11 protein-coding genes are annotated in these 15,913 nt (G+C 40.5%); 4 read left to right on the forward strand and 7 right to left on the reverse strand.

Translation table 11 applies throughout. The annotated features are described in order from the left end of the window. Window positions 1-18: 18 nt before the first annotated feature. The 5 genes from glgX to argC form a co-directional block, all read right to left on the reverse strand. Window positions 19-2,004, reverse strand: a complete 1,986-nt coding sequence (gene glgX, locus EXH44_RS10740) for a glycogen debranching protein GlgX (RefSeq protein WP_162857468.1) — start codon at window positions 2,002-2,004, stop codon at window positions 19-21. An 18-nt stretch (window positions 2,005-2,022) separates the two neighbouring features. After that, window positions 2,023-4,365, reverse strand: a complete 2,343-nt coding sequence (gene glgB / locus EXH44_RS10745; protein ID WP_162857469.1) for a 1,4-alpha-glucan branching protein GlgB — start codon at window positions 4,363-4,365, stop codon at window positions 2,023-2,025. Window positions 4,366-4,681: 316 nt separating this feature from the next. Continuing rightward, window positions 4,682-5,863: an aspartate aminotransferase family protein gene (locus EXH44_RS10750; protein WP_162857470.1), complete on the reverse strand. Its 1,182-nt coding sequence runs from the start codon at window positions 5,861-5,863 to the stop codon at window positions 4,682-4,684. Window positions 5,864-5,865: 2 nt separating this feature from the next. Beyond that, window positions 5,866-6,720: an acetylglutamate kinase gene (gene argB / locus EXH44_RS10755; RefSeq protein ID WP_162857471.1), complete on the reverse strand. Its 855-nt coding sequence runs from the start codon at window positions 6,718-6,720 to the stop codon at window positions 5,866-5,868. 29 nt (window positions 6,721-6,749) lie between these two features. Further along, a complete protein-coding gene (gene argC / locus EXH44_RS10760; RefSeq protein ID WP_162857472.1) occupies window positions 6,750-7,691 on the reverse strand; it encodes an N-acetyl-gamma-glutamyl-phosphate reductase in 942 nt (313 codons plus the stop codon). A 435-nt stretch (window positions 7,692-8,126) separates the two neighbouring features. Between argC and aroA the strand changes: the two genes are divergently transcribed. The 4 genes from aroA to polA all read left to right on the forward strand — a co-directional run bounded on the left by aroA (window position 8,127) and on the right by polA (window position 13,635). Beyond that, window positions 8,127-9,419: a 3-phosphoshikimate 1-carboxyvinyltransferase gene (gene aroA / locus EXH44_RS10765; protein ID WP_162857473.1), complete on the forward strand. Its 1,293-nt coding sequence runs from the start codon at window positions 8,127-8,129 to the stop codon at window positions 9,417-9,419. Window positions 9,420-9,581: 162 nt separating this feature from the next. Then, the gene (locus EXH44_RS10770) at window positions 9,582-9,824 is read left to right on the forward strand and encodes a hypothetical protein (protein ID WP_162857474.1); all 243 of its coding nucleotides are present in this window, start codon (window positions 9,582-9,584) and stop codon (window positions 9,822-9,824) included. Between the two features lie 189 nt (window positions 9,825-10,013). Then, complete coding sequence (locus tag EXH44_RS10775) at window positions 10,014-10,664, forward strand: IS1595-like element ISHps3 family transposase (protein WP_162855999.1); 651 nt, start codon at window positions 10,014-10,016, stop codon at window positions 10,662-10,664. 106 nt (window positions 10,665-10,770) lie between these two features. After that, complete coding sequence (polA, locus tag EXH44_RS10780) at window positions 10,771-13,635, forward strand: DNA polymerase I (protein ID WP_162857475.1); 2,865 nt, start codon at window positions 10,771-10,773, stop codon at window positions 13,633-13,635. A gap of 31 nt (window positions 13,636-13,666) precedes the next feature. Here the strand turns inward: polA and ilvN are convergent, their stop codons facing one another. Beyond that, window positions 13,667-14,158 carry an acetolactate synthase small subunit gene (ilvN, locus tag EXH44_RS10785; RefSeq protein ID WP_162857476.1) on the reverse strand — a complete coding sequence of 164 codons (492 nt, stop codon included), beginning with the start codon at window positions 14,156-14,158 and terminating at the stop codon, window positions 13,667-13,669. After that, window positions 14,151-15,872: an acetolactate synthase 3 large subunit gene (locus tag EXH44_RS10790; RefSeq protein WP_162857477.1), complete on the reverse strand. Its 1,722-nt coding sequence runs from the start codon at window positions 15,870-15,872 to the stop codon at window positions 14,151-14,153. The genes ilvN and EXH44_RS10790 overlap by 8 nt, the downstream gene beginning before the upstream one ends. Between the last annotated feature and the right edge of the window lie 41 nt (window positions 15,873-15,913).

Raw genomic sequence — 15,913 nt, forward strand, 5'->3', positions numbered from 1 at the left:
AAATTGGGATGGTAAATATTAATTCCTTTGAAGTACGCATACCTCAATATCATTGAGTGTAACCGCAAGCGTATCTGTCATTAGAGTGGTTTCTTTTTCACCTAAAAGTATTTGCCAATCACCCTTAGGTAATAAAAATTGTTGCATTGCTTGTTTAGCATTCACCAAAATAAGCCATTTATCTTCTAATAATATCTGTAATGCTTTGGTAAAATGGTCATGCCAGTCTTTAAACTGTATCACTTGACCATCTGCTCGTAACCATTGTACATCTTCACCCGTCCACCATTTCGTGTCTTGGGAGAGTAGGGGGATCTGTTTGCGAATCGCAATTAATTTTGCAGTATAATCGATCAATTCCTGATCAGCCGAATCCCAATCTATCCAACTGATCTCATTATCTTGGCAGTAGCTATTATTGTTGCCTTGTTGGCTATGTCCCAGTTCATCACCTGCTAATAACATTGGCGTACCGCCTGAGAGTAAGAGTGTTGTTAATAACGCTTTTTTAGCCTGTTTACGTTGTTTTAGGATAATTGGATTATCTGTTTTGCCTTCTACGCCAAAATTGAAGCTAATATTATGTCCATGCCCATCACGATTTTGTTCGCCATTTGCCCAGTTATGTTTTTCGTTATAACTAACAAGATCTTGTAAGGTAAATCCATCGTGTGCAGTAATAAAATTAATGCTATGAAATGGCTGACGGTTATGCGCAAAAATATCGTCACTCCCTGCAAATCGACGTACGAATCCAGCTAAATTACCATTTTTTTCTAGAAAGAATCGACGCATATCATCACGGAAACGGTCGTTCCATTCTGCAAAGGGTTTTGGAAATGCGCCTAATTGATAGCCACTCCAGCCAATATCCCAAGGTTCCGCAATCAATTTAATATGTGCCAACTTCGAATTACTGTAAACGGCAGTAAAAAATGCTGATTTTTCAGAGAATGTTGGTGCTCTACCTAACACGGCACCTAAGTCAAAACGGAAACCATCAACATTACATTCTTTAACCCAATAACAGAGACAATCAATCACCCAGCGTAATACCGCGACATCGGATGATACATTGAGCGTATTGCCACAACCTGTCCAATTCAAATATTCACTATTATCAGTCAACCAATAGTATGCTTCGTTATCAATACCGCGCTGAGATAGTGTTGGACCATCTTTACCTGCTTCCGCCGTATGATTAAAGACCACATCCATAATCACTTCAATTCCTGCTTTGTGAAGTGTTTTAACCAACTGCTTAAACTCTGTTAGCGGATCAGCCTTGTCATAAGCTAATTTAGGATCAACGGCAAAATGTCCTAAAACGTTGTAGCCCCAATAATTTGTTAACCCCATTTTTTGTAAATGTGGCTCATCAACATGATAAGTAATAGGCAACAGTTCTATCGCAGTAATTCCTAATCGTTTCAAGTGAGAAATAGAAGCTTCATGTGCCAAACCAGCAAAAGTGCCTCTAAGTTCTTCGGGTATTTCTTTATTTAATTTACTAAAGCCTTTTACATGAGTTTCATAAACTACAGTTTCAGCCCAAGGGGTAAATGGTTTGTAATCACCTTCCCAATCAAATGTGTGTCGTTCTACCACAACAGATTTTGGCGCAAGGTGTGCATTATCTCTAGAATCATTCCATTGGAACCATCTTACAGCTTCATCACTAGATAAATCTGGGTGACCGATGATAGCGTTAGCATAAGGATCAACTAATAATTTATTAGGGTTAAATAAATCACCTTTTTCCTCATTTACAACTCCCGTTACACGGTAACCATATTGTGTCCCTACAGGTAATCCAACAACAAATAAATGCCAAATTTCATCGGTTTTGATCATCGGTAAACGAATTTCTTTACCTTCGCAAAAAATGGATAATTCCACACCGCTTGCACGGCGAGAAAAGAGGGCAAAATTTACGCCTTTTTCTCCATTTATTTCAGTTAATCGGCTTCCTAATGGAAATGGTCTACCTGCAAGATACTTCATATACAGCCTTAGTACTTATTATTTCTTTTTCAATTTTGTCACTTTTGCTTTAACAGTTTTACTTTCCGTCTTCGCTTTAACCGCTTTTGGCTCTGTCTCTTTCAACTCTTCCGTCTTTTTTGCAAATTTTTTTGCTTTTCTTACCGCTTGTGGTTTTGCTTCTTTAACGATAAAAATCGTCGCAAGCGGTGGGATAGTCAGCGAAATAGAGTATGGTTTACCGTGCGACTCAATCTCTTCACATTGAATAGTACCGAAATTCCCTAAGTTACTACCCATATAGTAAGCGGAGTCTGAGTTGAGAATTTCTTTATATTCTGCATCTTCATGAACGCCAAAACGGTAATTATCACGCGGGATCGGGGTAAAGTTGCTGACCACAATAATGCTTGAGCCATCTTTTGCTTTACGTTCAAAGGCAAACACAGATTGCTCTGCATCATCAACCACCAACCACTCAAAGCCAGCAGGATCGTAATCCAACTGATAGAGTGCCGGATATTGACGGTAAATGCGGTTCAAATCACGCACCCAGTTCAACATACCTTTATGCCAACCGCCGTGTTCATCGTTAAGCAAGAACCAATCCAAGCTCTCTTGATAATTCCACTCACGTCCTTGCGCAAATTCATTACCCATAAAGAGCAGTTTTTTACCCGGATAACCCCACATATAACCGTAATATGCTCTTAGGTTTGCAAACTGTTGCCAGCAATCCCCAGGCATTTTACCGAGTAACGAACATTTACCGTGAACGACTTCATCGTGGGAAAGCGGTAACATAAATTTTTCGCTATATTGATAAATCATACCGAAGGTCATCAAATCGTGATGATATTTACGATAAATCGGATCGGTCTTCATATAGCGTAAGGTATCGTTCATCCACCCCATATTCCATTTATAATCAAAGCCTAAGCCGTGATTTTCCGTTGGGTGAGTAATGCCTGCAAAAGAGGTGGACTCTTCAGCGATAGTCACACCACCTTTGCCTTCTTTCGCTAACATATCATTCGTTGAACGTAAGAAATCTAACGCTTCCAAATTCTCACGACCGCCATAGCGATTTGGGATCCACTCGCCATCTTTGCGAGAGTAATCACGATAAATCATTGACGCAACCGCATCGACACGCAACGCATCAATACCGAAACGCTCAATCCAATAAAGTGCATTACCCGTCAAATAGTTACGCACTTCGTGGCGACCATAGTTAAAAATTAAAGTATTCCAATCTTGGTGATAGCCTTCTTTTGGATCGGAATGTTCATACAGATGAGTACCATCAAAATACGCCAGACTATGTTCATCGGTTGGGAAATGCCCTACTACCCAGTCTAAAATCACATTAATCCCTGCTTCGTGAGCCTTGCTGATTAAAGTGCGTAAACCTTCAGGTGAACCAAAACGGCTGGTTGGGGCATAAATTCCTGTTGGTTGATAACCCCAAGAGCCATCAAACGGGAACTCTGTAACTGGCAATAACTCAATATGGGTAAAGCCCATCTCTTTCACATAAGGAATTAATTCATTCGCAATCTCTTCATAATTTAGCCAATAATTATTTTCTAAATTACGTCGCCAAGAGCCTAAGTGCACTTCATAGACAGAAATCGGCTGATCAGGATCGTTTGCACGACGACGTTTCTCGTCACTCTCAACAATCGCAGGTAAACCGGAAGCAACAGAAGCCGTGTCAGGACGGAATTGTGCAGAGAACGCATAAGGGTCTGATTTCAAACGGATTTGCCCATTTTTATCTAAAATTTCAAATTTATAGAGCGTTCCTTTTGGTAAGTTTGGTACAAAAATATCCCAAATACCGCTGGTTTGATGAAAACGCATTGAATGGCGACGACCGTCCCAATAGTTAAAATCCCCCACCACAGAGACACGGCGAGCATTCGGTGCCCAAAGGCTAAAGTGAATACCGCCAACTTCATTTTGGGTAACAAGATGAGCACCTAATTTTTCATAAGGACGAACGTGAGTTCCTTCGGAAAGTAACCAATTATCTAAATCGGAAAAATGGGACTGGAAACGGTAAGGATCTTCAATATCAATTTCAGTGTGGGCGTAACGCACTAACAAGCGGTAGGAAAGGTCAGTTTTTTCACCAACCAAATTCGCAGCAAAGAAGCCACGATCGTCAATTTGTTCCATCTGCACAATCGGCTCACTGTTATCATTAATAACCGTCACCTGTTCTGCTTCAGGTAGATAAGCCCGAATAATCACGCCATCATCAACTTGATGAATCCCTAAATAAGCAAAAGGATCTTGACAACAGCCATTGACAAGCTGTTCTATAAAGGTATTTTCTTGCTTAAACGAAGTAATATTGGCTGCAAGGTCTTTCATTTGCTCTCCTTGGCTAAACGCTTATGCATATAATAATTGCACTGAACTCTACCAAAAATAGATTTACAAAACAACTGATAATTTTGATGTAAATCATAAATATTATAAGTAGAATTTTTGTATTTATAAATCAAAGAGTTATTTTTAAATAAATAAAGTGATTAATTTTTATTAAAATAAATAAATGATCATCTCTATTTTTATAGAGAATTAATGTAAATAATTGTAATCTTTGTATTTTGGAGGTAATAGCTACTTTGGCTTTAAAAATTAATAGTTTATAGAAAGAGTCGGGACTCTTTCTATAAACTCTAGCTTAGATCTTTTGAAGAATGTCTTTTAAAATTTTCACCCCTTCATCAATCTGTTCATGACTAATGATAAGCGGGGGTAATAAACGGAGTTTATGTTTTGCGGTGAGCGTCAATAAACCTTTTTGGATACCTTGATTGACTACGTCAGTTGCCTTTATACCTTCTTCAAACTCAATACCGAGCATTAATCCTAATCCGCTGACGCTTTTTACTTTAGGTAGATTCAGTAGCGCAGCGCGGAGTTTATCGCCTTTGACTTTAACATCCGCTAAAAATGTTGGGGTAAGTTGATCGAGTACCGCATTTGCAGCTGCACAACAAACGGGATTTCCGCCATAGGTTGAACCATGATCGCTTTTACCAAAGGTGTTTTGGCATTTTTCGCCAAATAGGATAGCACCAATCGGTAAACCACCCCCTAAGCCTTTGGCTAATGTCACCAGATCAGGTTGTAGGTTAAAATGTTGATAAGCAAGGAATTTTCCTGTTCTTCCAATCCCTGTTTGTACTTCATCAATCATCAATAAAATATCTTGTGATGCACAGAGTTGTTGTAATGTGGCAAGGTACTCTTCTTCTAAGGTAAAAATACCACCTTCACCTTGTACAATCTCAATCATCACACCACAAACATCCCCTTGCGCTAAGCGGGTTTTAAGGGCTGAAATATCATTGGCAGGAAGATGTTCAAAGCCTTCAGTAAACGGAAAGAAAAACTGATGAAAGGTATCTTGTCCTGTGGCTGAAAGGGTAGAAATCGTTCTGCCATGAAATGAATTTTGTAAGCTAATAATGGTATAACGTCCTTTGCCGTACTTATCAAAGCTATACTTACGTGCAGCTTTAATTGCCCCTTCATTTGCTTCAGCGCCACTATTACAGAAAAATGCGCGTTTTAGTCCCGAACAAGCGGTCAGTTTTTCCGATAATTTTGCAGCAGGTTCAGTATAGAAAAGGTTGGAAACGTGTTGTAGTTTACTGGCTTGATTAACGACGGCGGACACCCAGCTTTCTTCCGCCCAGCCGAGACTATTTGTTCCGATGCCACTGGTAAAATCAAGGTATTGCTTTCCTTCAAAATCCCATACAAGACAGCCTTTTCCATGGGAAAGGGCGAGATCAAAACGCCCATAAGTTTGAGCGATATGTTGATGATCTAAAGTTTTAATTTGTTGGCTATTCATGCTTAATCCTTTTTATAAAAAAGTGTGCCATTACCTTGGGTAGTGAAGGTGTCGATCAGTAATGCATGGGGAACTCTACCATCAATAATCGCAGCCGATTTTACCCCTTCACGAATACAGTCAATGCAACATGCGATCTTAGGGATCATACCGTCGGTGATAATCCCTTGATTGATAAGGCTATCTACTTCAGATATTTCAATTTGGGGAATTAATGTGGTGTCATCAAAGCGATCTTTGAGTACGCCCACAATATCGGTCATATTGATTAATTTTTCTGCACCGAGTGCAATCGCAATTTTACTTGCCGCAGTATCTGCATTGATATTGTAAGCAGCGCCTTGTTCATCAACGCCTACTGTCGAGATAACAGGGATAAATCCAGACTGTAACGCAAAATCAAGTAGTGTCGTATTGACTGCTTTTACTTCCCCAACGTAACCTAATTCTTCATTGATTGGCTCACAGAGTAGCATTTGTCCATCGATCCCACATAAGCCGATGCCTTTGCCTTTTAATAGAGCAACTAGGCTTTTATTGACCTTCCCAGCGAGCATTTGTAGCACAATATCCATGCTTTCTTTATCTGTGACTCGTAACCCATTGATAAATTTGCTTTCTTTACCAATCAGTTTTAGCCCTTGAGAAATTTCAGGTCCACCACCATGCACTAACACAACCTTAATACCCATTTGATTTAAGAGTAATAAATCTTGCATAACAGCCAGTTTAAGTTCTTCATTAATCATTGCATTGCCACCGTATTTGACCACAATGATTTTATCTTGATATTTTTTGATATAAGGATAGGCACTTGCCATGATGTCGGCGAGTAAATTCACCTGTGATTGTTGCATATTGTTATTCCTTTATATTTTGAATTTTTTTAAATTGTTAAGCCTGCGGTTTCATCACGTCCAAGCATCATGTTCATACATTGCACGGCTGCCCCTGATGAGCCTTTTCCTAAGTTATCAAACAGCGCCATGAGCACTAATTGGTTTGCATTGGCATAGACAAAAATCTCAAGATTATCTTTACCTGACAGTTGATTTGCAGCCATCATTGGTGTTGGCATGGTATTAAGATGATGTACGCTCACCAGTTTTTTGCCTTGATAATAATCACTTAATAATGAGGCAATTTTTTCTCCCGATGTATATCCTGCATTTAACGCGGATAAAGGCAATGGGACAGTTACTAGCATACCACTATAATAATCAGCAACCACAGGGGTAAAAATTGGCGCAGTTGAACTGCTCGTCATAGCCATCATTTCAGGGAGATGCTTATGGTTAAGGTTTAAGCCATACATTCTTGGGGCATCAAATTCAACGGATCTTGTATCATCTTGATATTCTGCAATCATTGATTTTCCACCGCCAGAATAGCCCGTTAAAGAGTGGCAAATTAATGGATAGTCCGCAGATAATGCACCTTTCTCAATTAACGGTCTCACAAGGGCAATAAAGCCTGTTGCATGACAACCTGGCACAGCGACGCGATTGGATTGAGCAATTTTTTCAGCTTGATGAGAGAGTTCGGCAAAGCCATAGACCCAATCAGATTGAGTACGATGTGCTGTTGATGTATCACAAATTTTGCTTTCTTTAGGTGCAAGTGCCACAATTTCTTTGGCTGCATCATCTGGCAAACAGAGTAAGGTGAGATCAGCTTGAGCTATCATGGCTAAACGTGCAGAAAGATCTTTTCGCTGATGTTCAGGTAACGCCAAGAGTTCAATATCGGATTGCGTTGATAAACGTTCATGAATGCGTAGCCCCGTTGTACCTACTGCACCATCAACAAAAATTTTATGTTTAGCCATACTATCTCCTAAAATCAATTTTTGTCAGTCTATGCATAAACTTGGCGAAATGCAAGTTTATTTTAAAATAATTATGCATAAATAATGAATTTATATTCATTATTGTGTTTAATAAAAAAGGTTTTCGGCAAAAACAAGAGAAATAGATTGTAATTTTGCCTTGAGCCGTTAAACTAATTTCCACATAAATGTTTGCTGATGTTTTGTGCCTAGCACGCAAAATGCGTACTAGGTTACGCATAGTTGAGTGGCTTTGCCACTCTAATTCTCAGTCCCAAAGGGGCTGAATTATGCGTAACCCAGTACGGCTCTGCCGTGCTGGGATATTAAATAAATAATCTGGTGATTTTATCCCCCTAAACATCAACAAACCTTATTCTAATTCATTACAAGCGGTTAGATTCCGCCAATTTTTTACCCTTTTCGGAACACAACATGGAAAAACTCACATTACAACCGATCGCCCATGTAGAAGGCGAAATCAATCTTCCTGGCTCAAAAAGCTTATCCAACCGTGCTTTATTATTAGCAGCACTTGCCAAAGGTACAACACAGGTCACCAATTTGTTAGACAGTGACGATATTCGCCATATGTTAAATGCGTTAAAAGCGTTAGGTGTGAATTATCAACTTTCAGACGATAAAACCATTTGTACCGTAGAAGGGGTAGGCGGTGCATTTCATTGGCAGAATGGGTTGTCACTCTTTTTAGGCAACGCAGGCACGGCAATGCGTCCGCTGACTGCGGCACTTTGTTTGAAAGGCACAGAAGAAGCGGAAGTGATTTTAACCGGTGAACCCCGCATGAAAGAGCGTCCAATCAAACACCTTGTGGATGCATTGCGTCAAGCGGGTGCTTCCGTTCAATATCTTGAAAATGAAGGTTATCCACCAATTGCGATTCGTAATACAGGGATTCAAGGCGGTAAAATTCAAATTGACGGCTCTATTTCTTCACAGTTTTTAACCGCATTATTAATGACAGCACCACTTGCTTCGGGCGATATGGAGATTGAAATTATCGGTGATTTAGTCTCTAAACCTTATATTGATATTACCCTTGCGATGATGAAGGATTTTGGTGTAACCGTATCTCACAATAATTACCAAACTTTCTTTGTTAAAGGCAATCAGCAATATCTTTCACCACAAAAATATTTAGTGGAAGGTGACGCATCTTCCGCGTCCTATTTCCTTGCAGCAGGTGCGATTAAAGGAAAAGTGAGAGTGACGGGAATTGGTAAAAACTCCATTCAAGGTGACCGCTTGTTTGCCGATGTGCTGGAAAAAATGGGGGCAAAAATCACTTGGGGTGACGATTTTATTCAAGCAGAGCAGGGCGAACTTAAAGGGATTGATATGGATATGAATCATATTCCAGACGCAGCCATGACCATCGCGGCAACTGCATTGTTTTCTGAAGGTGAAACAGTAATTCGCAATATTTATAACTGGCGAGTGAAAGAAACTGACCGCTTAACGGCAATGGCAACAGAATTACGCAAAGTCGGTGCTGAAGTGGAAGAAGGGGAAGATTTTATCCGAATCCAACCGCTTGCATTAGATAAATTCCAGCACGCTGAAATTGAAACTTACAACGATCACCGTATGGCGATGTGCTTTTCGTTAGTGGCATTATCAAATACCCCAGTGACGATTTTAGATCCAAAATGTACGGCAAAAACCTTCCCAACTTACTTTGATGAGTTTGGAAAAATTTGTCAGTAATTCTTTAAGAAAAATGCGGTTTTATTCAAAGTAAAATCGCATTTTTTATTCAATCAGATTTTCTTATTTTTTCGATCTCTGTCGAAAAATTCGATTTTGCCTCTTTCATTGTAAAAAAATTCCCTTATCGTACCGCTTGATCTGATTCGTAGTGGAGAATATATGTGGAACTTATTCAAATTTCCAACCAAAAAAGAAACGATTGATTCATGGGCTAAAATGTTAGAAGATTTTACCAAAGTTTCTATATTAGCCATTCCTGTCATTTTCTTTGGCAAAGAGAGTATTCAATTTAAAGGTATTTCAATAGCTGTATTGCTATTTATTGCCTACTATGCTCTAATTTCAGCCAAAGCTTTACGAGAAAATGTTACTCGTTTAACAATTAAAGAGGAGGATGTTTAATGCCAGTAGAACTACTGATATTCTTATTTTTTGTAGGTTTATTGTTAATGTATGCCTCTTATAAGATTCAAACTTACGATCCTAATAAGCATAAACCTAAATAAAATAATAGACGGGATTTGCCCGTCTTTATTCTTGGGGCTGTCCTAGATAACGACTAAAAGCTCTATTTTAGGTTAAAATAACCAAATGAGAAAAAGTCGTCTAAGTCAGCATAAACAAAATAAACTCATTGAGCTGTTTGTGGCAGGTGTCACTGCTCGAACAGCGGCTGAGTTGGTAAATGTAAATAAAACGACAGCAGCCTATTACTTCTATCGTCTGCGATTGCTTATCTATCAAAACAGCCCACATATGGAGATGTTTGAAGGTGAAATTGAAGCCGATGAAAGCTATTTTGGCGGCACTCGCAAAGGTAAACGAGGTCGTGGAGCTGTGGGTAAAACCGCTGTATTCGGGCTTTTAAAGCGTGATGGTAAGGTGTATACCGTCGTTGTACCGAATACTCAATCTGCGACACTTTTACCGATTATTCGAGAAAAGGTGAAGCCTGACAGCATTGTTTACACCGATTTTTATCGAAGCTATGATGTTCTTGATGTGAGTGAGTTTAATCATTTTCGTATCAATCACAGTACTCATTTCGCAGAAAAACAAAATCATATAAACGGAATTGAGAATTTTTGGAACCAAGCTAAACGTCATTTACGCAAGTTTAACGGTATTCCCAAAGCACATTTTGAGTTGTATTTGAAGGAATGCGAATGGCGTTTTAATCACAGTAACTTAAAATCTCAAATTTCCATTCTAAAACAATTAGTTAAGGGCAGTCTAAGTTAGTTATCTAGGACAGCCCCTTATTCTTTTTTCTTATAAACAAACCTTTTCTTTAATCCCCCCACTTTCGCTATAATAGCCCAAATTATTTAGATCAAAGAGAGTTCAAATGGCAACAATCGCACAAAATCCGCTCGTTTTAGTGGACGGTTCGTCCTATTTATATCGTGCATTCCACGCATTTCCCCCTTTAACTAACAAACAAGGTGAGCCAACGGGGGCGATGTATGGCGTGCTGAATATGTTAAAAAGCCTGATTGCACAGGTTGAGCCAAGCCATATTGCCGTCGTGTTTGATGCGAAAGGGAAAACTTTCCGTGATGAGCTGTTTGAACAGTATAAGTCCCACCGTCCGCCGATGCCCGATGAGCTTCGTTCGCAGATCCAACCTTTGCACGCAATGATTAAGGCATTGGGTATTCCGCTGTTGTCGATTGAAGGGGTGGAAGCTGATGATGTGATTGGCACGCTTGCGGTGCAGGCTTCACAAGCAGGTAAGCACGTTTTAATCAGTACGGGCGATAAAGATATGGCTCAACTGGTGAACGATCATATTATGTTGATTAACACGATGAACAATACCTTGTTAGATCGTGAAGGCGTGATTGAAAAATATGGTATTCCGCCTGAGTTGATCATCGACTATTTAGCCTTATTGGGCGACTCGTCCGATAATATTCCTGGGGTAAAAGGTGTGGGTGAGAAAACGGCGATTGCGTTGTTGCAAGGCATTGGCTCAATGCAAGCGATTTATGCAAATTTAGACAAAGTTGCAGAGTTATCATTTCGTGGGGCAAAAACCTTTGCACCAAAACTGGAAGCAGAAAAAGAAACGGCCGGTCTCTCTTATCTATTAGCGACAATCAAAACCGATGTTGCCCTTGATGTCACCTACGATCAGCTTCTTACTCAACCCCAACAGCGAGATCAACTGGTGGAACTGTTTGGTCGCTATGAATTTAAACGCTGGCTGAACGAAGTGATGAATGACGCAAATCCAGTGACACAAACATCAGCAGAGAAAATCCCGAACAATTATCAAGCCACACAAGCGGTCAGTGCTGAACAAAAATCTGCACCTTTTGCAAAAATTTCGATAGATCGTACCGCTTACGATTGCGTGAACAGCCCTGAGCTGTTTACCAAATGGCTAGCAAAATTGCAAATGGCAGAGCTTGTGGCAGTGGATACCGAAACAGATAATTTAGATGCAATGCAAGCGAATTTAGTCGGGATTTCGTTTGGCTTAGAAAATGGCGAAGCGTGCTACATTCCGCTGGCACACAAAGGCAAAATTGCACAGCCGACCCAAGTGGATCTGTTTGGTGAAAGTAAAACGGAGCTCGATGAAATCGAAGCGTTACTGCCTAACCAGTTGAACAAAGCAGACTGTTTGGCACAGCTAAAACCGATTTTAGAGAACCTAAATATCCGCAAAATTGGGCAGAATATCAAATACGATTTAACGATTTTTGCCCGCAATGGCATTGAGCTACAAGGGGTTGCTTTTGATACGATGTTGCAATCTTACACCCTAGACAGCACCGGTCGTCACAATATGGACGATTTGGCAGAGCGTTATTTGGGACATCAAACTATTCCTTTTGAAGAGTTGGCAGGCAAGGGCAAAAATCAGCTTACCTTCGATCAAATTGAACTGGATAAAGCGACAGAATATGCCGGGGAAGATGCCGAAATTACAATGAAATTGCACCAGCTCTTATGGTCTGAACTGCAAAAAACGCCTGAATTGGTGAAACTGTTTGAACAGATAGAAATGCCGTTGGTGAGCGTGCTTTCCCGTGTAGAACGAAACGGCGTATTAATCGATCCTGCCAAACTGTTGGCACATTCGGTAGAGATCGAACAACGTTTAAAAGAGCTTGAAACCCTTGTACATCAAGAAGCTGGTGAAGTGTTTAACCTTGCGTCTACCAAACAACTGCAAGAGATTTTATTTAACAAACTCGGCTTACCGATTTTGAAGAAAACCCCGAAAGGTGCGCCATCAACGAACGAAGAAGTGTTGGAAGAACTGGCTCAAATGGGACACCAAGTGCCGGTGCTGTTGATGGAACATCGTGGCTTGAGCAAGCTGAAATCGACCTACACCGATAAACTACCGCAGATGATTAACGCACAAACAGGGCGAGTGCATACTTCATATCATCAAGCGGTGACGGCAACAGGGCGACTTTCATCAAGCGAACCGAATTTACAAAATATTCCGATCCGCAACGAGCAGGGCAGACGTATCCGTCAAGCCTTTATCGCCCGTGATGGCTATGTGATTTTGGCGGCGGACTACTCGCAAATTGAGTTACGCATAATGGCCCATCTTGCTAATGATGCGAATATGATCAAAGCCTTTGCCGAAGGTAAAGACATTCACCGTTCTACGGCGGCGGAAATTTTTGGCGTGCCGTTGGAAGCGGTGACCAGTGAACAACGCCGTAGTGCCAAGGCGATTAACTTCGGTTTGATTTATGGAATGTCTGAATTTGGTTTGGCAAATCAACTTGGCATTTCTCGTACCGATGCAAAAAAATATATGGAACTTTACTTCCAGCGTTATCCAGCGGTGCAACAGTTTATGTTAGACATTCGTGAAAAAGCCGCTGAAAAAGGCTATGTTGAAACCCTATTTGGTCGTCGTTTATATTTGCCTGAAATTAACTCAAGCAACCAAATGCGACGCAAAGCGGCAGAACGTGTTGCCATCAACGCCCCAATGCAAGGCACGGCGGCAGACATTATCAAAGTGGCAATGATCGGGATCGATCAAGCGGTGCGAAACTGCGAAGATATTGCAATGATTATGCAAGTACACGATGAATTAGTCTTTGAAGTCAAAGCCGACAGAGTAGAGCATTACACCCAACTGATTAAAGCCGAAATGGAAAAAGCGATTGAGCTTAAAGTGCCGTTAATTGCGGAAGTCGGAGTTGGAAGCAATTGGGATGAGGCGCATTGATAATAAAGGGGACAAAAGTCCCCTTAGATTTTTATAGACTATTTTTCTCACCACGAGAAAGGCTAATCACGCCTGAACGTACAATTTCAACAATCGTTGTTTCTGTTTTCACCGCATCAATAAAGGCATTAAGTTTGTCACTCGTTCCTGATAGCTGAATGGTATATTGTTTTGGCGTAATATCGACAATTTGACCACGGAAAATATCTGCCATACGTTTCAGTTCATCTCTGACCGAGCCAACTGCACGGACTTTGAGTAATAACACTTCACGCTCAATATGTTCACAATGGCTTAAATTAATCACCTTGAAAATATCAATCAGTTTGTGCAGTTGTTTTTCGATCTGCTCCAATACTTGCTCATCGCCTTGAGCTACAATCGTCATACGAGATAGACTTGGATCATCAGTCGGGGCTACGGTCAAGCTTTCAATGTTAAAACCACGTTGAGAGAATAACCCAACCACACGGGATAATGCCCCTGATTCATTTTCTAATAAGACGGATAATGTTCTACGCATCTGTTCTCTCCGTTTTGCTTAACATCATATCTTTCATTGATTCACCACGAATTTGCATCGGGTAAACGTGTTCGGTTTCATCTACTCGGACATCTACAAAAACAAGTTTATCTTTGATAGCAAATGCCTGAGCTAATTTTTCTTCCAATTCATCAGGGGTATTAATTTGAATTCCCACATGACCATAAGCTTCTGCAAGTTTAATAAAGTCAGGTAATGAATCCATATAAGAATGAGAATGGCGACCCGCATAAATAATGTCTTGCCACTGTTTTACCATGCCTAAGAAACGGTTATTTAAGCTGACAATCACGATTGGCGTATCATATTGTTTTGCCGTTGAAAGCTCTTGAATATTCATTTGAATACTGCCGTCACCTGTTACGCAAACGACCGTTGCTTCAGGATGAGCAAATTTCACGCCCATTGCCGCAGGTAAGCCAAAGCCCATTGTGCCTAAGCCACCTGAATTGATCCAACGGCGTGGTTTATCAAACGGGTAGTGTAGTGCGGCAAACATTTGATGTTGACCTACATCAGAAGCGACATAAGCATCGCCTTTTGTTAGTTTATAAATTGTTTGAATCACCTGTTGTGGTTTAATCACTTCACCTTGTTCAAAACGAAGACATTGGCGAGCTCGCCATTGGTTAATTTGCTCCCACCAAGCGGTTAGATCTGCCTGACTTTTTGCAAGATTTTCTTCACCTAACAATGCTAAAAATTCTTCTAATACAAATTTTGCATCGCCCACAATCGGAATGTAAGCGGGTACAGTTTTAGAGATAGAAGCAGGATCGATGTCCACATGAATCACTTTGGCATTTGGGCAATACTTCGCAAGATTATTGGTGGTACGATCATCAAAACGTACCCCGATACCCAAAATTAAATCACTTTCGTGCATTGCATTGTTGGCTTCATAAGTGCCGTGCATACCGAGCATACCAAGGAATTGTTTATCGGTACTTGGATATGCGCCTAATCCCATTAATGAGCTTGTGACAGGCAAATTCAATTTTTGCGCAAACTCAATAAGTTCTTGATTTGACTCTGAAATAACTGCACCACCGCCAACATATAACACAGGTTTCTTCGCAACTAAAATGGCTTTTAATGCTTTTTTAATTTGTCCTTTGTGTCCTTGAACGGTTGGGTTATAAGAGCGTAATGACACTTCTTTTGGATAGTGATAGCTAAATTTATTAGCTGGGTTCACCATATCTTTTGGTACATCGATAACCACTGGGCCAGGGCGACCTGTTGATGCAATATAGAATGCCTTTTTCACAATCTCTGGAATTTCTTCAGGATTCGTAACAAGGAAACTGTGTTTAACCACAGGGCGAGAGATACCAACCATATCACACTCTTGGAAAGCATCGCTTCCAATAAGGCTTGAAGGGACTTGACCTGAAAAAACAACAAGGGGAATAGAATCAGAATAAGCGGTTGCGATGCCTGTAATCGCATTGGTTGCCCCTGGGCCTGATGTCACAAGCACACAGCCAACTTTACCTGTTGAACGTGCATAACCATCCGCCATGTGTACAGCCGCTTGTTCATGGCGAACAAGGACGTGTTTGATGCCACCTAAGGTGTGAATTGCATCATAAATATCGAGAACTGAGCCACCTGGGTAACCGAATACGTATTCTACGCCTTCGTCACGCAAGGATTGCACAATCATTTCAGCTCCTGAAAGTTTTTTCATTGAATCCTCCAACTAAATACAAAATAGGGTTTGTTGCTACA

Source organism: Actinobacillus indolicus (genome assembly GCF_004519515.1).
GTDB lineage: Bacteria > Pseudomonadota > Gammaproteobacteria > Enterobacterales > Pasteurellaceae > Glaesserella > Glaesserella indolica_A.